At 35.5% G+C, this 18,712-nt stretch carries 18 protein-coding genes; all 18 read right to left on the reverse strand.

All coding sequences use genetic code 11. From position 1 onward, the window contains the following. Positions 1 to 108 precede the first annotated feature (108 nt). The 18 genes from AC3IS6_RS11490 to AC3IS6_RS11575 all read right to left on the reverse strand — a co-directional run bounded on the left by AC3IS6_RS11490 (position 109) and on the right by AC3IS6_RS11575 (position 18,470). Positions 109 to 507, reverse strand: a complete 399-nt coding sequence (locus AC3IS6_RS11490) for an acyl-CoA thioesterase (protein ID WP_489159457.1) — start codon at positions 505 to 507, stop codon at positions 109 to 111. A 6-nt stretch (positions 508 to 513) separates the two neighbouring features. Beyond that, a complete protein-coding gene (gene ribB, locus AC3IS6_RS11495; protein WP_173967331.1) occupies positions 514 to 1,647 on the reverse strand; it encodes a 3,4-dihydroxy-2-butanone-4-phosphate synthase in 1,134 nt (377 codons plus the stop codon). A 2-nt stretch (positions 1,648 to 1,649) separates the two neighbouring features. Next, entirely contained in the window at positions 1,650 to 3,104 is a 1,455-nt protein-coding gene (locus AC3IS6_RS11500; RefSeq protein ID WP_489159458.1) for an LptF/LptG family permease, read from the reverse strand. An 8-nt stretch (positions 3,105 to 3,112) separates the two neighbouring features. Then, on the reverse strand, positions 3,113 to 3,739 hold the full coding sequence (gene lolA1 / locus AC3IS6_RS11505; RefSeq protein ID WP_476019505.1) for an outer membrane lipoprotein periplasmic chaperone LolA1: 627 nt from the start codon (positions 3,737 to 3,739) through the stop codon (positions 3,113 to 3,115). 73 nt (positions 3,740 to 3,812) lie between these two features. Then, complete coding sequence (locus tag AC3IS6_RS11510; RefSeq protein WP_489159460.1) at positions 3,813 to 6,266, reverse strand: DNA translocase FtsK; 2,454 nt, start codon at positions 6,264 to 6,266, stop codon at positions 3,813 to 3,815. An 18-nt stretch (positions 6,267 to 6,284) separates the two neighbouring features. After that, positions 6,285 to 6,659 carry a diacylglycerol kinase gene (locus tag AC3IS6_RS11515; RefSeq protein ID WP_489159462.1) on the reverse strand — a complete coding sequence of 125 codons (375 nt, stop codon included), beginning with the start codon at positions 6,657 to 6,659 and terminating at the stop codon, positions 6,285 to 6,287. An 8-nt stretch (positions 6,660 to 6,667) separates the two neighbouring features. Then, positions 6,668 to 7,165: a thiol peroxidase gene (gene tpx, locus AC3IS6_RS11520; RefSeq protein ID WP_489159464.1), complete on the reverse strand. Its 498-nt coding sequence runs from the start codon at positions 7,163 to 7,165 to the stop codon at positions 6,668 to 6,670. A gap of 344 nt (positions 7,166 to 7,509) precedes the next feature. Then, on the reverse strand, positions 7,510 to 7,767 hold the full coding sequence (locus AC3IS6_RS11525; RefSeq protein WP_017495510.1) for a DUF6952 family protein: 258 nt from the start codon (positions 7,765 to 7,767) through the stop codon (positions 7,510 to 7,512). Between the two features lie 107 nt (positions 7,768 to 7,874). Beyond that, positions 7,875 to 8,183, reverse strand: a complete 309-nt coding sequence (locus tag AC3IS6_RS11530) for a thioredoxin family protein (RefSeq protein WP_007805605.1) — start codon at positions 8,181 to 8,183, stop codon at positions 7,875 to 7,877. Between the two features lie 173 nt (positions 8,184 to 8,356). Then, on the reverse strand, positions 8,357 to 8,995 hold the full coding sequence (locus AC3IS6_RS11535) for a peroxiredoxin (protein ID WP_160375383.1): 639 nt from the start codon (positions 8,993 to 8,995) through the stop codon (positions 8,357 to 8,359). Between the two features lie 137 nt (positions 8,996 to 9,132). Continuing rightward, positions 9,133 to 10,740 carry a glycoside hydrolase family 3 protein gene (locus AC3IS6_RS11540; protein ID WP_489159467.1) on the reverse strand — a complete coding sequence of 536 codons (1,608 nt, stop codon included), beginning with the start codon at positions 10,738 to 10,740 and terminating at the stop codon, positions 9,133 to 9,135. Positions 10,741 to 10,948: 208 nt separating this feature from the next. Further along, the gene (locus tag AC3IS6_RS11545; RefSeq protein ID WP_489164919.1) at positions 10,949 to 11,401 is read right to left on the reverse strand and encodes a GNAT family N-acetyltransferase; all 453 of its coding nucleotides are present in this window, start codon (positions 11,399 to 11,401) and stop codon (positions 10,949 to 10,951) included. A 126-nt stretch (positions 11,402 to 11,527) separates the two neighbouring features. Then, positions 11,528 to 12,409: an XAC2610-related protein gene (locus AC3IS6_RS11550; RefSeq protein ID WP_489159469.1), complete on the reverse strand. Its 882-nt coding sequence runs from the start codon at positions 12,407 to 12,409 to the stop codon at positions 11,528 to 11,530. Positions 12,410 to 12,444: 35 nt separating this feature from the next. Beyond that, entirely contained in the window at positions 12,445 to 12,786 is a 342-nt protein-coding gene (locus AC3IS6_RS11555; RefSeq protein WP_489159471.1) for a hypothetical protein, read from the reverse strand. A gap of 23 nt (positions 12,787 to 12,809) precedes the next feature. Beyond that, a complete protein-coding gene (locus AC3IS6_RS11560; protein ID WP_489159473.1) occupies positions 12,810 to 14,132 on the reverse strand; it encodes an MFS transporter in 1,323 nt (440 codons plus the stop codon). Beyond that, positions 14,119 to 15,690, reverse strand: coding sequence for a glycoside hydrolase family 10-like protein (locus AC3IS6_RS11565; RefSeq protein WP_489159474.1), 1,572 nt, complete (start codon positions 15,688 to 15,690; stop codon positions 14,119 to 14,121). The genes AC3IS6_RS11560 and AC3IS6_RS11565 overlap by 14 nt, the downstream gene beginning before the upstream one ends. 84 nt (positions 15,691 to 15,774) lie before the next feature. Then, a complete protein-coding gene (locus AC3IS6_RS11570; RefSeq protein ID WP_489159476.1) occupies positions 15,775 to 17,043 on the reverse strand; it encodes an acyltransferase family protein in 1,269 nt (422 codons plus the stop codon). A gap of 218 nt (positions 17,044 to 17,261) precedes the next feature. Beyond that, positions 17,262 to 18,470, reverse strand: a complete 1,209-nt coding sequence (locus AC3IS6_RS11575) for an anhydro-N-acetylmuramic acid kinase (protein ID WP_489159477.1) — start codon at positions 18,468 to 18,470, stop codon at positions 17,262 to 17,264. Positions 18,471 to 18,712 lie beyond the last annotated feature (242 nt).

Raw genomic sequence — 18,712 nt, forward strand, 5'->3', positions numbered from 1 at the left:
GCTTTTTCGGTTCTCAAAACTTTTTTCGGACTTTTTTTGAAAGTTTTTTTTAATAATTTTCAAGTGCTTAATTACCAGTATTTACGAGAAACTGATTTTTGAAAAAAATTATTCCAAGTCGTCTAAAACCGGTACAGGTTTTTTGTTTTCATCAACGGCAACAAACGAAAAAGTTCCTGAAACTACGGTTTCGCGAAGTTCGGAATACATTTGTTCCATAAAAATATCAACGTGAATTTTACAACTCGTTCTTCCAACACTTATCACTTTGGCTACTAATTCGATTAAAGTTCCGGCTGGAATAGCTTTTTTAAAATCAATTTGACCAGTCGAAATTGTAACTACCTTTTTTCGGCTGAATCTTGTCGCACAAATAAAAGCAACTTCATCCATAAGATGAAGTGCTGTACCTCCAAATAAAGTATCATAATGGTTTGTCGTACTCGGAAAAACCGCTTTAAAAATACGTGTTTCCGATTTTGCAATTCTTTCTTCTAATGTTCCCATATTTATTTAGTAGCTTACGTATTCGGTAATTTCAAGTCCATATCCAATCATTCCCACACGTTTTGTTTGTTCCGTGTTAGAGACTAGTCTGATTTTTGAAATATCAATATCGTGTAAAATCTGAGCGCCAATTCCATAATCTTTACTGTCAATGATCACTTTTGGTGCTTTCATTGTTCCTCCTGCCTGCAAGGCTTTAAGCTCTGCAATTCTATTCAATAGATTCACAGCCGTCATGTCTTGATTTATGAATAATACAGCACCTTTGCCGTTTTCATTAATCACCTTAAACATATCGTCTAATTGCTGCTCGGCATTATTGGTCAATGTTCCTAACAAATCATTATTTACTTGTGAAGAATTGATTCTCGTTAAGATTGGTTCTCCCAGATTCCAGGTACCTTTTGTTAACGCAATATGAATTTGTTTGTTGGTAGTTTGCTCGTATGCTCTCAATCTAAAAGTTCCAAAGCGTGTTTCGATGTCAAAATCTTCTTTTTTCACAATCAGACTATCGTGCTGCATTCTGTAGGCTACTAAATCTTCAATTGAAACTAATTTCAAATTGAATTTCTTGGCTACTTTAACCAGTTCCGGTAAACGAGACATGGTGCCGTCTTCATTCAAAATTTCACAGATCACACCGGCTGGCTTGAATCCAGCTAATCTGGCAAAATCAATTGCAGCTTCTGTATGTCCTGTTCTTCTTAAAACACCGCCTTGTTTGGCTACCAAAGGAAAAATATGTCCCGGGCGTGCCAGTTCATGTGGCTTAACATTTGAATCTGTTAGTGCTAGCACTGTTTTAGATCGGTCAGCTGCTGAAATTCCCGTGGTTACTCCATGTCCTTTTAAATCAACAGAAACAGTAAAAGCAGTTTCCATATGATCTGTATTGTTTGTAACCATTGGTCTTAGATCCAATTCCTTACAACGGCTTTCTGTCAATGGGGCGCAAATTAACCCACGTCCGTGAGTAGCCATAAAATTGATCATTTCCGGAGTTACTTTTTCGGCTGCAGCCAAAAAATCACCTTCATTTTCACGATCTTCATCATCGACTACAATGATTACTTTACCCTGACGAATGTCTTCAATAGCTTCTTCAATGGTATTCAGTTGTATTTTTGTTGTTGACATAATTATTTTTGATTTTGAGCAGGAAAGAACCGCTCTGAAATTTTTTGAAATAGTTGTAATATTGGAGTTGTAATTGCGTCAAAGTTGATTAATCCGTTGTCGTTAGTAGCACGATACGTTAATAAAACGGCTAAAGGCAATAATATGAAAGAAGACATCCATGATCCTATAAATGGACTCATTCCGCCTTCCTGCGAAAGTCTTTTTCCAAAAGTATTGATGAAATGGAATGTAATAAAAATTAAAACAGCAAAAACAATAGGTAAACCAAGCCCTCCTTTACGGATGATGGCTCCTAGTGGTGCGCCAATAAAAAACATTAAAAAACAGGCAAACGCAATAACGAACTTTTCATATAAGGCCGTTAAGTGTTTGTTGATGTCTCTTTGTTTGTCTTTTAAATCGTTTTGTGTGGTTTCAATAGAATAGATATTGCTCGTAACATTGCTACTGGCCATTTTAATAACATCAGATTTTTCTTTAGTGGTATAGAGCGATAAAAGATTATTGGGTAAATCTTTTTTCTTTTTATCTGTTTTTAAGGGTGCCGGCGATTTTCTAATCCCAACACGCTGATTGATGTTTTCTGAAAAAGAAATAATTTCATTATCCAGATTTTTGTTAAGTGAATCCAGAGTATAACGAAGTTCACTAACATTCAGCATTCCGTTTGTATTGCTTATGTTTTCCTTATCGTCATCGGTTTTGTTTAATTCGGATAAGTCGATATTGATAATTTGCTTTTTAAAAGCGCTCTTTATGAAAGGCAGTTTAGCGCGATCCTCGTATTTTTTTGGAGTGACGTCCTGATAGTAATAACCATCATTTAAAACTAATTTTAAAATGCTGGATTTTTCGTTACTCATTAGTTTGCCACTTTTGGCCTTAATAACAGTTTTATTTTCACCGGTATTATTTGGCTTTTCGTGAATAGTAACGCCAGTTAAAATATTCCCGTTTTCACCCGATTTTTTGTTGACCTTAATGTTGTAAAAACCAACATCGTTAAACTGTCCTTCGGCAATTGCCATTGCAGGTTTGGCCTGTGCAATGTTTTTTCGGAAATTAATAAACTTGTATTCCGCATACGGAATTACATTATTGGCGAACCAAAAAGCGACAATACTTAAAACAAAGATAAACATGATTAAAACCCGCATAGCTCTTTGAAGGGATATTCCGGATGATTTCATGGCCGCGAATTCATAATTCTCAGCCAAATTACCAAAAGTCATAATGGAAGCAAGTAAAACCGATAGGGGTAAAACCAGCGGAATGATTCTGGGCATCGAGAATAAAAGGAATTTTACCACCAATATCAAATCCAGATCTTTACCTGCAAGTTCTGAGATAAAGAGCCATACGGTTTGAAGTATGAAGATAAAAAAAAGGATTACAAATACCGTAGTAAATGTAATCAGGAATGTTTTTAGTAAGTATTTGTCTAAAATTTTCAACCTTGTAATTAGTCTAATTTATTGATGTAGTATTTTGGATATTTGCTCGCTACAAATGTAAATTGATTTTTTGATAAAGGCTGATTGGTTTTAAAAGAATTAACGGTTAAAGTGGTTTTTGTTCCATTTTTTCCGGTTTCAATCAAATTATAGATGTGTTTGGTCTGAACATCAATACCCAAAAGAATTTCTTTCCTTTGATCTTTTGAGTTTGTAGGGGCTAATTTGATATATTGAATTTTTCTTCCTTTCACGTTCTGAACAATATCCATATTGTATTTATATCCTGAATTGAAGAAAGTCAGCATTTTTGAAGGTGTAATAGCGGTATCGTCTTTTTCGTTTACTTTAGAAATCGTAACCTCTTCATCCTCCGGAACGATAGTGTATGTTTTCTGACCGTCAAATATCTTAGTTACTCCCATGAAATTCAATACATATTGATTGCCTTTCATTGTCACATTACCTTTACTGTCCTGGTTGATGTTTTCTTTGGCGTTATTCAGAGTGTATTTAAAGTCAATAACAATATTGTTGTAGCTTTTTATTTTAGAAGTTACTTCATTCAATAGATCTTTGGCTTTTTTATCCTGAGCCTGAATAGAAGTGAAGCTCAAAAGCAATAAAACTGCCATTTGAATACACTTTTTAGTCGTCTTAGTAATAGAATTGTTTTGGATTTCCTGAATTTTTGTTTTCATGATGGGGTTAATTTTGTTCATTGTTAAAAAATTGATCAAGAGCACTTAAGTCAGTTATGTTTACAGTTCTTGCTTTACTGCCTTCAAAAGGGCCAACAATTCCGGCTGCTTCCAGCTGATCGATCAATCGACCGGCTCTGTTGTATCCTAATTTTAATTTTCTTTGCAGTAATGAAGCGGAACCTTGTTGTGCATTGACAATAATCTCTGCAGCTTCTCTGAATAAAGTGTCTCTTTCGGAAATATCCACATCAAGATTGATGCCAGTTTCTTCTCCAACAAACTCCGGAAGCAAATAAGCCGTGGCATAAGCTTTTTGCGAACCGATAAAATCCGTAATTTTTTCTACCTCAGGAGTGTCGATGAAAGCACACTGTACACGTACCACATCATTTCCATTGGTGTATAATAAATCTCCACGTCCAATTAACTGATCGGCTCCCTGAGTATCCAGAATAGTTCGGGAATCGATTTTAGAAGTTACTCTAAAAGCAATTCTTGCAGGGAAATTGGCTTTAATTAAACCTGTAATAACGTTTACCGATGGTCTTTGAGTGGCGATAATTAAATGAATACCAATAGCACGGGCCAGCTGAGCTAAACGGGCAATTGGAATTTCAACTTCTTTACCTGCTGTCATGATCAAATCAGCAAACTCATCGACTACTAAAATAATATAAGGTAAAAAGCGGTGACCTGCTTCAGGGTTCAATTTTCGAGCTCTGAACTTTTCGTTATACTCTTTAATATTACGTACCATTGCGTCTTTTAGTAAAGAGTAACGGTTGTCCATTTCAGTACAAAGGGAATTCAGGGTATTTACTACCTTAGCATTGTCTGTGATGATAGCATCTTCGGTATCCGGAAGTTTGGCTAAATAATGTCTTTCAATTTTATTGAAAAGTGTAAGCTCTACTTTTTTCGGATCCACCAGTACAAATTTGACTTCGGCCGGATGTTTTTTGTATAAAAGAGAGGTTAAAACAGCATTTAAACCTACGGATTTTCCTTGTCCGGTTGCTCCAGCCATCAATAAGTGTGGCATTTTTGCTAAATCGACTACGAAAGTCTCGTTTGAAATGGTTTTCCCTAAGGCAATTGGCAGCTCCATTTCGGCTTCCTGAAATTTCGCCGACCCAATAACGCTCTTCATTGAAACCATTGTTGGGTTCTTATTCGGAACCTCGATACCAATCGTTCCTTTTCCTGGAATTGGAGCTATAATACGAATTCCTAATGCCGAAAGCGATAGTGCGATATCGTCCTCCAGGCTTTTAATTTTAGAGATTCTGATTCCGGCTTCCGGTACAATTTCGTATAAAGTTACCGATGGACCAACGGTTGCTTTAATTTGTGCAATTTCAATTTTATAATTGCGCAGTGTATCTACAATTTTGTTTTTATTTTCTTCTAATTCTTCCTGATTGATGGTGATTCCGCCGGTCGAATATTCTTTTAATAAATCAATTGTTGGAAACTTGTAATTGGATAAGTCTAAAGTGGGGTCAAATAAACCAAAATCGGCTACGAGACGTGAAGCCAGATTTTCTTCAATAATATCCTCTTCTTCTGCTTTTTCAATTACGAATTCTTCTGTATGAACCGGAGTTTTTACAGTTACCGGATTTACATCCATTTGAACTGGTTTTAAAACCGGATTCAAATCAATTTCTGATGCATTTGAAATGGTTGGTTTCAGGGCTTCTTTGTTGATTTCGAATTGGCTGACATCAGATTTTAAATGAATGTTGTCCAATTCCGGATCTTCTTCCTCGATTGCAAATTCTTCTAAATTATAAGCGCTTTCAGCTTCCTGTGGCTTTTTTATAGAAGCTAATTCTGAATTGAATTCCTTTTTGGTAGAATCAAAAAACGATTGAATTTTTTCAGGCGATAGTTTGATTTTGAAAATCAGGTAAATAATCAGGCCAAACAGTAATGTAAGTAAAGTACCTGTTTTTCCAATATAATCTTGTAGAAACAGGTTAAGTTCGTATCCAATTGTTCCGCCCAATTCCGGTGCCGATGTGGCAAAAAAGCCAAAAAGAACAGAAACAATAATAATAGCAAACAGATCCCAAAACCAAATGTTTTTTAATTTTTTGGTAGAGAGTTCCAGGGCGAGAAACATTCCGGTAAGGAAAAATAAACGCACCAGTACAAAAGCGGCAATACCAAAACCTTTGTATACAATAAGATCGGCGAGAAAAGCCCCGAATTTTCCGAGCCAGTTTTCTACAACTTCAGCACGATCGCCAAGCTGGCTTACCGCACTTTGATCTGATTGCCATTGTCCGTTGACATAAAAAGAAATAAATGCAACTAAAAGTGCAACTGAAAATAGTACTAAAAGGCATCCCAAAACAAACTTTTGTTGCTTGGTTAATTTTCCGTACTTTGCCGTTTCAGTCTTTGATTCGTTTTTTTTGTCTAAAGTTTCTTTTTTGGTTGTTTTTGCCATTCTTGCGTTTCCTGTTGCCTATGTGAATTTTGGGATGTAAATGATTAAGCCTATTGCTATTGCTGTCATTGCAGCAAAAAATACCGCTCCGGCTGCAATATCTTTAATGAAACCGATTCGTTTGCTGTAATCAGGGTGAATAAAATCGGCAATCTTCTCTACTGCCGTATTCAGGCCCTCAACACTTAAAACTAAACCTATGGCTAATGTTTGACACAACCATTCGGTCTGTGAAATATGAAAATAAAACCCGGCAATAGTCATGATAATTCCCAGTGAGAATTGAACCATAATGCTGTGTTCTGTTCTGATAAGTTTTACGGCTCCATTAAAAGCATATGTCATACTTTTTAATCGTCCTGTAACAAAGGTATTATCTTTTTGAAATTCCATTTAAAATTTTATAGTGCTGCTAAAGCTGCTTCGTAATTTGGTTCGTTAGCAATTTCAGCTACTTGTTCTGTGTGAATTACTTTTCCATCAGCATCAACTACAATGATTGCTCTTGAATGTAATCCTGCTAACGGTCCGTCAACAATTTCTAAACCATTAGTTTTTCCAAAATCTCCTGCTTGGAAATCAGATAAATTAACTACATTTTCTAATCCTTCAGCACCACAAAAACGTTTTTGAGCAAATGGTAAATCTCTTGAAATACACAATACAGTTGTGTTCTCTAAATTGCTGGCACTTTCATTAAATTTTCTAACAGATGTAGCACAAGTTCCGGTATCGATACTCGGGAAAATGTTTAAAACTAGTTTTTTTCCGGTGAAATTGCTTAAGGAAGCAACGGATAAATCGTTTTGTACTAATTTGAAATCAGCTAGTTGCGATCCAACTGTTGGTAACTCGCCTGAAGTATGAATAGGATTTCCTCCCAATGTTATTGAAGCCATGATTTTTATTTAAATTAATGAGGCTCAAAAGTAAGGATTAATATTTGAATCTAAAAGTATTTGTTAATGGGTTTAAGGAGAGATTAAGCATGTTTTTTGGACAGTCACGAATTCACGAATTATTTTAGATTTATCACAAAGTATGTCATTTCGATGAAAGATAAATTACACTAGTTAATCTATAAAGATTGGTGATTTTGATTATGGAGTTTCTTCTTTTTCGAGAGGACAAGATTGCGCGAAAACTGAGACTGAAAACTGCTACTGAGACTGAAAAATAAAAAAAAGCGTCTCAAAATTGAAACGCTTTCTCTTGTCATGTTTTTTTTATTTGTAATGCTCGATTATTTATCGATGGAACCTAAAACACGTTTCATAAACGCATTTAGAGCTTCTTTTTTATCAGTGCCCTGAACTACCATTTTGTGTACTTCAAGTGCGCCATACATGTTTGAAATTAATTCGCCAATTACATCTAATTCTTCATCCTTTAAAGACGGAATTTCAGTCATAGCCTCTAAAACTTCAATGGTTTCAATGATATAATCCTGATCGTTTTCCTCGATGAATTGGGTCAATTGCTTTATTACGGGTAATTTCATAATTAGATTTCTTAGATTTTTAGACATTCTTAGATTTCTTAGACTTTCTTGAGAATTCAGACGTCGTCTAAGGAGTCTAAAGATCTAAGTAAGTCTAACCAATCTCATTACGCGATAGCGTTTACCAAGTCGATTAAAACTTCTTGTTTATTGGTTTGAGTTTCTCCAACCAATTGTCCGTTTACAAAAGTGGCAAACGTAGGCAGATTGCTTACATTGGCTAACTTTCGTGATTCCGGAGAATTTTCAGCATCAACCAAAACAAAAGTGATAGCTTCGTTTTCTGTTGCTAATTTTTTGAATTTTGGTTTCATAATACGGCAATTTCCACACCATGAAGCTGAATATTGTACTACTACTTTTTCGTTTTTAGCAACTAAATCTGCTAACGTATCTTCGTTTAAGTCGATTAACATTTGTTTTGTTTTTTGAGGTTCTAAGGTACTGAGGTTCTAGGTCGCTAAGTTTTTTAGCTTTTTTGTCTCAGTTTCTTTTGAATAATTTTTGGTAGTAAGATTTAAGTTACTAAGGCTTTAAGATAAAATCTTAGAACCTTAGCATCTTAGTATCTTAGAACCTTTAAAAGGAATTAGTTTGCGCTCAAATACTCAGCAGTACTTAATCTGTCTGCGCTCATTGCTTCTTTTCCAGCTTCCCAGTTTGCAGGACAAACTTCACCTTTAGTTTGAATGTGTGTGTAAGCATCAACCATTCTTAAGTATTCGTTTACGTTACGTCCTAATGGCATATCGTTAACACTTTCGTGGAAAATTTTTCCAGTTTCGTCAATTAAATAAGTAGCTCTGTACGTTACGTTTGAACCTTCAATGATAACTGAATCTGTTTCTTCGCTGTAGCTTGTAGCTTCGATATCAAGGATACCTAAAATGTTAGCTAAGTTACGGTTAGTATCTGCTAAGATTGGGTAAGTTACACCTTCGATTCCACCATTGTTTTTTGGAGTGTTTAACCAAGCAAAGTGTACTTCGTTTGTGTCACATGAAGCTCCGATTACGATAGTATTTCTTTTTTCAAATTCTGGTAAAGCAGCTTGGAAGGCGTGTAATTCTGTTGGGCAAACAAAAGTGAAATCTTTTGGGTACCAAAACAATAATACTTTTTTGTTGTTGTTTACTGCTTCTTCAAAAATGTTGATTTTTAAATTATCACCCATTTCAGAGATAGCATCAACTGCAATACTTGGGAATTTTTTTCCTACTAAAGACATATTTTTCGTTTTAAAGTTAAAAATTTATTTCTGGTGCAAAAGTAGGGTATAAGTACACATTCTTACAATAAGATGTGATTATAAAAATTTATCAACTGATAGTTTTTGATTATGTGTAATTGTTTGTGAGTTGTAAGTTATTGAATGTCAATATTTACAGAAAGACTGCCTTTACAAATTCCATTTTCAAGAAATTGAATTCCGGCATTTTTTTGAAACTCTTCAAAATCCTGATATACCTGAATAAGTCCTGAAGCCTTTGAAAGGTTCGGGATTATGGATAAAACATAAGGATTTCCAAAAACATAAAGAATACATTTTTTTATTTGCAACAAATCTGACAGGAGTGTTAAAACTTCTTCATTGATCTCAAAATTGTTCATCGGTTTTGCTTTCGGAACAAATAAGGAAATGATAATGGTTTCAAACGGCTCCAGATTTTTTTGGATTTTCTGAATGTTTGAATCTTTCAGATTTTCAAAAGCAAATTCTGCTGAATTTAATTTTGAATTTAAGGTTTGAAAGAATGGATTATTGCTGTTTTTGTACAAACTGAATTTGGCCAGCTGATTGTTTCTTTGCGCTTCAAGAATCTGTTCAGTAGTGAAATTACCGATGATTTTGGTGATGGAATTTTGAGCAATTTCAAGGTTTAAAGCCGAAGCTCTTTCAAAATTCAACTCACCTGAAGTAAATGGAATTTCAGATAAAATGCCAACTTTTTGCTTTGCGCTCCTGATTCTGTTAAAACTTTCTTCAATGCGTTCCGGAGAAGCATTTTTAAGAATGGCTTCAATTCCTTCCGGAACATTTTCGGCGAAACATAAAACGTCGTTACCGGCATTGAAGGCTTCCCATTCGAGTTCTCCTTTGGTTTCGTATAATTTAGAAACACTGTGCATGTTTAGGGCATCAGAAATTACTAAACCGTCATAACCCAGCTGTTCTCGTAAAAGTGTTTCGATAATAGGTTTTGAAAGCGTCGCCGATGTGTTTTTTCCATCATTCAAACTTGGAACTGCCAAATGTCCAATCATAATCGAATCTACATTGTTCTCAATACCTTTGATAAAAGGGTATAACTCATTTTCGAGTAATTCTTCTAAGGTTTCGTTTAAAACCGGTAATCCCAGATGCGAATCGACATTGGTATTGCCGTGTCCCGGAAAGTGTTTCAGGCAGCCTAAAATTCCGGCTTCGGACATACCTTTCAAATATTCGACAGCAAAATGGGCAACTTTTTCTTTGTTTTCACCAAAAGAACGATAGCCAATTACCGGATTATTCGGGTTGTTGTTGATGTCTGCCAGTGGCGACAGATTGTAATGAATCCCGGCCGCTTTTAAATCTAAACCAATTTGTTTTCCAACTTCATAAACCAAATGTGATTTGCTTTCCGGCAAAGCTCCCAACGTGATCGCGTACGGGTATTGCGGCGTTTTTTCAATGCGCATCGCCAAACCCCATTCGGCATCAATACTGATTAAAAGGGGGGTAGAAGCTGCTTTTTGGTAGCGAACGATCAGGTCTTTTATTTTTTGATAACTATCGTCATTAAAAACGACTTGTTTCTTGCTTTCGTAATTTGTTGCGGCACTGGCACGGCTGTGAAAAAAGGTAAGTCCACCAATGTTGTGTTCTTTTATTAAACGTTCGGTTTTCTGAATGTTTTCTTCGGTATCGTTTATAAAAACTGCAGGAAAAAAGAATTGTCCCACTTTTTGTCTTAATGCTTGTGCTGTCATTTTCATTAGTATAAAACCCGTTGGGTTGTAATTCGTAAAAGTTTAATTAAACACATAGAAACATAGATATTATGTGTAAAAAAGGATACAAAAAAGAAATATATTTCTTTCGCATAACCAGCTTTGTGTATTTTAAATAAGTGAAACGCTTTTTTTTTGCTAAAAAAATCTATGTTTCTATGTGTTGAAAATAGTTACACTCAATAGGTTATTCTAAAGTCTTTTTCATGCAAACACTATTCTCCATTTTCTCGTAAGGCGGATAATTTGGAATAATAGTGTAACCTAATTTTTGGTACAGATTGATGGCTTCCGGCTGATTTTTACCGGTTTCTAAAATCGTATAACGGTATTCAACTTCCTTGGCCCATCGTTCGAGTTCTGCCAGTACCTGAGAAGCAATTCCTTTTTTGCGGAAATCCGGATGTACAAACATGCGTTTGATTTCTACGTTGTCTTTTTCTTTTTCTCTGAAAGCGCCACAACCTACAGCAACATCATTTTCGTAAAAAACGACAACATGTTTTATTTGATCGGTCTTGTTGAATTGATTGTAAAAGGCATGGTCGTCTCCATCTCTGATTTTTAAATCCTGATCCAGTAAAACTACCAGGTTTCTAAAATCAATGTCGTCAGAGTTGGTTCTTTTTAAACTAATCATGATGTTAAATTTATTTTCGTTTTTGAAAAAAGGATCTTTATAATATAGTGTTTTGTCTAAAATGAAATTTATTTCTCTGGATTTAAAAGTTTGCATTTTCATAAAAATGCTTTTTAAAGCTGCTTTTTATTCATAACCTTTCCCAGTAAACCAATCATAACCTTCAATTATTTTATATTCATTAGGCATGGAACTCAGTAGCACGGTCTCTTTTTTATTATTGTTATAAGGTTTGTTTTTTGAGATAATTAATTTACCGGTTTTCTTATCTTTTTTGTCTATTTCATAGTAGACATATTCTAGAGTGTCAATTGTCTCACCATTCCATTTATACTTATACATCTCAGTTTCTCCAGGATGACCATATTGTACACCTCTTATTATTTTTTCTTTAGGAGAGAAAGTTGGATTGATAAATTCAAAACTATTTGAAAAAGTTTTTTGGTCTTCTCTGAGCAAGTAAATATTACTGAAAGCTTTTAAGCAACACCCGGTAGCACCATACCAGTTTAAAACGAAATCTTTTAATCCATCTCCATTAATATCTCTAATAGTGTCATTTCTATAAGTCATACTCCATTCTTTATGAGAGACCACCTTTTTAAATTTATTCTTAACTTTTGAATAGATGTCAATGTATACATCGTCTATTCCGTATCGGTGAATAATTAAATGAGGATGCTTTTTGGTGAAATGATTATCGAAATTTATATCCACTTCAATTGCAGTATCCACTTTATATTCCTTGTGAAATTTGTTCTTGTCAATATTTTGTGTTGCAATTTTTATTGCATCTATTAGAATCTGGTCAAATCTTAAACTATCAATTCTATTTTGCTGTTCTAATTTTTTTCTTTTTTCTAAATGTTCTCTTTCTTTTTGTATAAACGTTGCCGAAACTGAATCTTTTCTAACTGCGGATTTTTTTTTCTTTTCGTTTGATTGTCCGCATGAAAATAATAACAGTATGATTACTACTATTGCTAATATGTTTGGTTTTGTCTTCATACGGTTACGAAAACTTAGAAAATGATAATTTGTTCTTATTTCAGTTTGCTTTTCTTTTGTTTGGCTAGTAGTGTTTTGGTATGTAATGCTTTTTCTAGTCGGTTTTTAAAGCGGAAAAGTTTTGGTAAGCCTTCAATTCGGTCTTCGATCGTAATTTCTTCGTAAATGATAATGGCTTTTTCTAAAACTCTAATTTCATTTTCAATATTATTTTCGTTTTTGTAGATCGTTGCTAATCGATCATAAGGATGATTTCCTTTAAAGCTTTCCTTGACATTTTCCTCATACAACTCAATCGCTTTTTCTAAATTTCCTGTTTTCTCGAACTCAGCTCCTTTTAAGTTGCGTTCGGCCTGCAAATTCTCATTGATTTCCATAGGTAAGATGTTTGATTTGGGGTTTAAACTTCTTCAGATTTTTTTCCGAAATCTTTCGGGAAAATTAAAAAACGTGATAAAATAAGACCTGGAATTGTAGCTATTATGACCCAAATAAAGAAGTTTTCATAACCTAAATATTTTTGTATAAAGCCACTAAGCATTCCCGGAAGCATCATTCCTAATGCCATAAAACCAGTCGCAAGCGCATAATGTGCGGTTTTTGATTCTCCTTCTGCAACATGTATTAAATACATCATAAAGCCTGTGAAACCAAAACCGTATCCAAATTGTTCCAGAATAACAGTAATACAGGTATAAAGATTTAAAGGAGAGTTAATTTCGAAAAAATATAGATTTAAATGAAGGTGGAAAACATTCTCCGGTTGAAAATGGGCCAATCCAATGAAGCCAAGAATAGGCAGATGCATGGTAAGAAACATAGGAAACATCCATTTGGTAAGACCATGTTTAGAGATTGCAATTCCGCCTAAAATTCCTCCAACAGTCAAGGCAAAAATACCTAAAGTTCCGTAAATTATTCCAACTGCTTCGGTATCTAATCCCATTCCGCCCAATTCTTTTCCGTCAAGTAAAAAAGGACTTAACATTTTAAGTAACTGCGATTCCCCAAGCCTGAAAACAAGGATAAAAGCGAGGATTACTCCAATTTGTTTTTTCTGAAAGAAACTTATGAATATAGTTGCAAAGTTTTGATGATGTGTTTTATCTGTCCCTTCTGAGGTGTTTATTTCGTCTTTTGGAGTAAAGATGAAATTGTAAATTGTAATAAATGTCATTAATAAACCGACAAAAATCATGGTATACGACCAGGCTTTTGTATTGTCACCATATTTATGTTCTAAATAACCGGCAAGCAAAACAATTAATCCATTTCCGGTAAGCATCGAAAGTCTGTAAAATGTACTTCTGATTCCCAAGAAAAAAGATTGTTGCTCTTTTGGCAAAACCAATAGATAGAAGCCATCACTGGCAATATCATTAGAAGCTGAAGCAAAAGCGGCAACCCAGAATATGGCTAAAGTCATCATGAAAAATCCACTCGCCGGAATCGTAAATCCGACTAATAGAAAAGCAATAGAAATGAGCAATTGCATCGATAAAAACCATTTTCTTTTAGTTCCTGTCAATTCAATAAAAGGACTCCAGAGTGGTTTTATCACCCAGGGTAAGTATAATAAACTGGTGTAAACGCCGATATCCTCGTTTGAGATCCCCAGATTTTTGTACATAATTACTGAAACGGAGATAATGATGGCATAAGGTAATCCTGATGCGAAATTGAGGAACGGAATCCAGAACCACGGTTTATTATCTGTTTTCATTAGGCTGAGCAGGGGTATAAGGTTTAATTGTCTTTTTTAAGTCGATGGCGGCTGGAGTACTTTCGTTGGCATAATAATCTATAAAAGTTACAGCACAGGCTTTGTACTTACTGATTTTTTCGGCAGGAATGCTAAATGAAATCACATCGCCATTTTCGCGAACTGTAATTTTATCGATGATTTTTGTAGCATCATCAATATCTACTTTAGAGACATGATCTCCACCATAAATTACCATATAACGCACTTTTGTGTTCAATGGATTTTTGATCGTGAAGGTGTATTTGCTGCTGTCTTTTGAGTATTCATTTACAACAGGTGTATCGATTATAATGTGTTTTAAATTAGGAACTGCAGCCGGAAGTGCCGGATACTTGTATTGGTTTTCCTCTAAAAGACGAACAATGTCAAAGTTTTTATTCATGAACCATTTGGAGCTGAAATAAGCGCTTCCGCTTACTTTTTTGAAGCTTCGGGCATAATCAATCTGAGTTGGGATTTCACTGGCAAAATTCCAGCTTTTGTCATTATCTCCTCTAATTTTATAAGACGCATGTCCGATATACAAAGCAGTATTGTTTGAGTTCTCTGACCACCATTTTACTAATTTTGAATAGGAAGCTCTCGGGTTGTTCATGCTCCAGTACAATTGAGGCAGGATGTAATCGATCCATTTTTGATCCATCCATAAAACAGGATCAGCGTACAAATCGTCATAATTGGAAGTCGATTGGGTTTCAGAACCTTTAGGGTCTTGTGATTTATTACGCCACACTCCAAACGGACTGATTCCGAATTGTACCCATGGTTTACTGGCTTTAATCATGGTAGAAATGGTGTGCACAAAATTGCTCACATTTGCACGACGCCAATCGCCAATGCTTAGTCCGGCTCCATATTTTTTATAAGAGGCAGTATCGTTAAAGGTTTTTCCAGGAACAGTGTACGGATAAAAATAATCGTCAAAATGAATAGCGTCGATATCGTATTTGTCAACTACTTCTTTTACTACTTTGGTTAAGTGTTCCTGTACTTCAGGCAATGCCGGATCGTAATATATTTTTCCGGCATATTCGATCATCCATTCCGGATGTTTAAAAATGTCGTGATTAGGGCTCAGCTGCTGTTTATTTAGATCGAAAGTGGCGCGATATGGATTCAGCCATGCGTGAAATTCAAAACCTCTTTTATGGGCTTCCTCGATCATCCAGGCCAATGTGTCGTAATACGGATTTGGCGCCTGACCTTCTTTACCTGTCAGGAAACGGGACCAGGGTGCCAGTTCTGTAGGGTACAAAGCATCACCAACACTTCTCACCTGAACAATTACGGCGTTGTAATTTAATTTTTTATAAGCTTCTAAAATTTCAAGATAGTCTGCTTTTTCTTTCTCCACGCCGTCTGTAGCCGTTTTGGGCCAGTCGATGTTTACCACGGTTGCAATCCAGACCCCTCTAAATTCGTTTTTAGGGTAAAGGGTTTTTTCCTGTGCATTGGATTTCCATCCAAAGAGAAATAAAAATAGAATAGAGAATAATAGTTGCTGATTTTTATGCATTTCAATCTTTTTTAACAGAAACCAAAAATAGTTTTTTTAGATGAGTATAAGAAATTATATGCTCTTCGTTTTTTTTTACAAAAATTATACCTTAAAAATGAGCCCTTTTTTATAAAAATATCCTAACATACAACTCCACAAAAGAACATATAGTATAGAATAGGTCAGGGAAGATAACATTTGATTTTCAAAAAGCGGACTGATCCAGTATTGGTAAGCATAGTCTCTAACGTTGATGGGATCTGAAATATTTTGAGGGTTCTGAACTTTAAGCAACGCAAGTGCACGCGGCAATATTCCGGAAACAAAGAATACGATCATCGGGTTTACACCCCAGCTTAGTAAAAAAGAGGTCCATTTTTTATGGTTCAGTACGTCTACGATATAATAGATCAGAGTTAGAAGGAAAAGGGCAATTCCGGCAGTAAACAATACATAAGAACTGCTCCAGAGTGCTTTGTTTAACGGGAAAACAATTGACCATAACAGCCCTGAAATAAGGAGTACGCTGCTTAAGATTCCCATTTTTTTAGCAATTTCGATTTTAGGTAAAGGTTTAAGCAGTAATTGTCCAATTAGTAAACCAATCAATCCGTTGGCTATAGTGGGTACCGTGCTTAAAACACCTTCGGGATCCCAGGTTTTAGTAGCGATGTACATGTGATCTTTGAGTAAAATACTATCCAGCCACGAAGCTAAATTGGTACCGGGTTCGAGGTTTGCAGGACCAATTCCGGGAACGGGAATCAGCGTCATTATGGCCCAGTATCCCAATAAAATAAGGACACTTAGAAGGATTTGAGTTTTTATGTTTGTTTTTAAATAAACAATCGACACCAATAAATAGACAATCCCGATGCGTTGCAACACACCCGGAAGCCTGACATCGCTGAAATTTTCGTGTCCACCGTAAGCTAAAGTCAGGAAAATAACGAAAAGCCCAACGGCCAAAATGGTTTTGGTTTTAAGATTGAAATTTCCAATTAAAGCATATCCAACTGCGGCAGTAATAAGTAAACGTATTAGAAGGAGCGGGAATCCATCTAGTCCTAAAAAATAAATACTGTTAAAAAAGTACAGAAAGAACCCAAGGCAAATAATGCGCAGGGAGCGGGTAATTATTTTTAAGATATTTTCGGGTTTGTCCTGTTTGATGGGCATGGCAAGAGGAATCGCAATTCCGACAACCAGAATAAAAAACGGAAAAACAAGATCGGCTAAGGTACAGCCGTTCCATTTTGCGTGATCGAGAATGGGGTAAACGTAATCCCAACTTCCCGGATTGTTTACAACGGTCATTAACAAGACGGTAAGTCCTCTTAAAACATCAACTGAAATGATACGATCTTTCATTTTTTTCTTTTATTTAATCCGTTTCGGGGTACTTATTGTTAACACATAGTGACATAGTATTTTGCAAACTAAAGAACAGGCGTTTCACTTTTTCTCAACACACATAGCTTACTATGTGAAGGAAACAGGTTTCTTTTTTGTATTCTTTTTTTACACATAAAACCTATGTTTCTATGTGTTTATTTAATCTTTGAGGGATTACACCCAAAATGTTTTTTTTACTGTGGTAACGAAATTTTCCCCATAGTTACAGATGGAATTCCTTTGTGTGAGCCAAAATTAAAATCATCTCCGGCTATAGTTTCATTGGCTAGAATAGCAAACAAAACGGCTTCTTTGGCATCGCCTGAAATACCCAGTTCATCTGTTTTATGAAAATCGCAAGGCAACAATTCTTTAAGCCATTGGACTAATAAAGGGTTGTGCGTACCTCCGCCGGACAGGTAAATTTTGAAATCTTCCAGTTTAGAATTTGAATGGCTTACCGCATACTGAATGGCCTCGGCAATCGTTTCGGCACTAAAACGGGTTAAAGTGGCCAGTAAATCGGGAGGGGAAATGGTATCGGGAGTACTTTTGGCTAAAGCCGCTTTTACATATTCGGCACTAAAAAGTTCGGGGCCAATTGTTTTTGGAAATTCCTGATGGAAAAAAGCATCGTCTTTTAAATGGTTTAGTAACAACTGGTTTACGGTTCCTTGTTTGGCTATTTCGGCATCTTTGTCGTAACTTTTTTCAGGATAATAATGTTTGGTAAAAAGATCGATCAGCGTATTTCCGGTTCCGGTATCAGTTACGAAGGTTTCTTCGGAATTTAAAGAAGCGGGTAAAAAAGTAAAATTTGCAATACCGCCCATATTGAGCATGATGCGGTTTTCTCCTTTTTTTCCAAATAAAAAATAATCCCCGTAAACAGCTAACGGAGCGCCTTCGCCACCGGCAGCAATGTGTTTTTGTCTGAAATCAGAAAGGGTAATAATGCCTGTTTTTACTGCAATATGATCGCCGTCACCAATTTGTAAGGTTGCATTTGGAAATTTTTCCTGCTGGTGCAAAAACTTAGGTGCGTGCAAAACCGTCTGTCCGTGTGAGGCAATTAAATCGATCTGGGTGGCGGGAATATTTCGTTTTTTCAGAAAATCGTTAATCATTTCGGCGTGCAAAATTCCAATCCATTCGTTGAGCATCACCAATTGTTGAAAATCAATTTCTTTCTTCGCAAAAACTTTACGGATTTCAATTTTAATGTCTTCCGAATAATCAATGGTTTCAAATTGATCTATTTTGACAGTGCTATTTTGCCCTGAACCCGAAATTTCGCATAAAGCAATATCGAGTCCGTCAAGCGAAGTGCCGGACATTAACCCAATAATGCTGCGGGTTTCTTTTTTTGCAATTTGGTACAGTGCGTTAATATTTTTATTCATGAAAATTGAATTTTATAAAGACGATTTGAATTATAAAAGTGATAAAATTAACTCGTTGGTTATAATTGTTTTAACACATAGAAACATAGTATTACTTGTTGTGTAAAAGGCGTTTCACTTGCATCAGTACACATAGCTGAATGTTTAAAAAAAACATTTAGACTCATTGATATTTAAGTAAAATAATCTGCGCAAATCTTTTTATTCTCATTTTATCTGCCTGATCTGCCTGATCTGCGTGA

Source organism: Flavobacterium sp. KH_035, assembly GCF_057839565.1.

Bases quoted from the DNA above. Each gene is read 5' to 3' on its own strand.
- tpx (WP_489159464.1), bottom strand. From the start codon at position 7,165: ATGGCTTCAATAACATTGGGAGGAAATCCTATTCATACTTCAGGCGAG.
- AC3IS6_RS11545 (WP_489164919.1), bottom strand. From the start codon at position 11,401: ATGATTAGTTTAAAAAGAACCAACTCTGACGACATTGATTTTAGAAAC.
- AC3IS6_RS11550 (WP_489159469.1), bottom strand. From the start codon at position 12,409: ATGAAGACAAAACCAAACATATTAGCAATAGTAGTAATCATACTGTTA.
- AC3IS6_RS11510 (WP_489159460.1), bottom strand. From the start codon at position 6,266: ATGGCAAAAACAACCAAAAAAGAAACTTTAGACAAAAAAAACGAATCA.
- AC3IS6_RS11525 (WP_017495510.1), bottom strand. From the start codon at position 7,767: ATGAAATTACCCGTAATAAAGCAATTGACCCAATTCATCGAGGAAAAC.
- AC3IS6_RS11530 (WP_007805605.1), bottom strand. From the start codon at position 8,183: ATGTTAATCGACTTAAACGAAGATACGTTAGCAGATTTAGTTGCTAAA.
- ribB (WP_173967331.1), bottom strand. From the start codon at position 1,647: ATGTCAACAACAAAAATACAACTGAATACCATTGAAGAAGCTATTGAA.
- lolA1 (WP_476019505.1), bottom strand. From the start codon at position 3,739: ATGGCAGTTTTATTGCTTTTGAGCTTCACTTCTATTCAGGCTCAGGAT.
- AC3IS6_RS11540 (WP_489159467.1), bottom strand. From the start codon at position 10,740: ATGACAGCACAAGCATTAAGACAAAAAGTGGGACAATTCTTTTTTCCT.
- AC3IS6_RS11575 (WP_489159477.1), bottom strand. From the start codon at position 18,470: ATGAATAAAAATATTAACGCACTGTACCAAATTGCAAAAAAAGAAACC.
- AC3IS6_RS11490 (WP_489159457.1), bottom strand. From the start codon at position 507: ATGGGAACATTAGAAGAAAGAATTGCAAAATCGGAAACACGTATTTTT.
- AC3IS6_RS11535 (WP_160375383.1), bottom strand. From the start codon at position 8,995: ATGTCTTTAGTAGGAAAAAAATTCCCAAGTATTGCAGTTGATGCTATC.
- AC3IS6_RS11565 (WP_489159474.1), bottom strand. From the start codon at position 15,690: ATGCATAAAAATCAGCAACTATTATTCTCTATTCTATTTTTATTTCTC.
- AC3IS6_RS11570 (WP_489159476.1), bottom strand. From the start codon at position 17,043: ATGAAAGATCGTATCATTTCAGTTGATGTTTTAAGAGGACTTACCGTC.
- AC3IS6_RS11560 (WP_489159473.1), bottom strand. From the start codon at position 14,132: ATGAAAACAGATAATAAACCGTGGTTCTGGATTCCGTTCCTCAATTTC.
- AC3IS6_RS11515 (WP_489159462.1), bottom strand. From the start codon at position 6,659: ATGGAATTTCAAAAAGATAATACCTTTGTTACAGGACGATTAAAAAGT.
- AC3IS6_RS11555 (WP_489159471.1), bottom strand. From the start codon at position 12,786: ATGGAAATCAATGAGAATTTGCAGGCCGAACGCAACTTAAAAGGAGCT.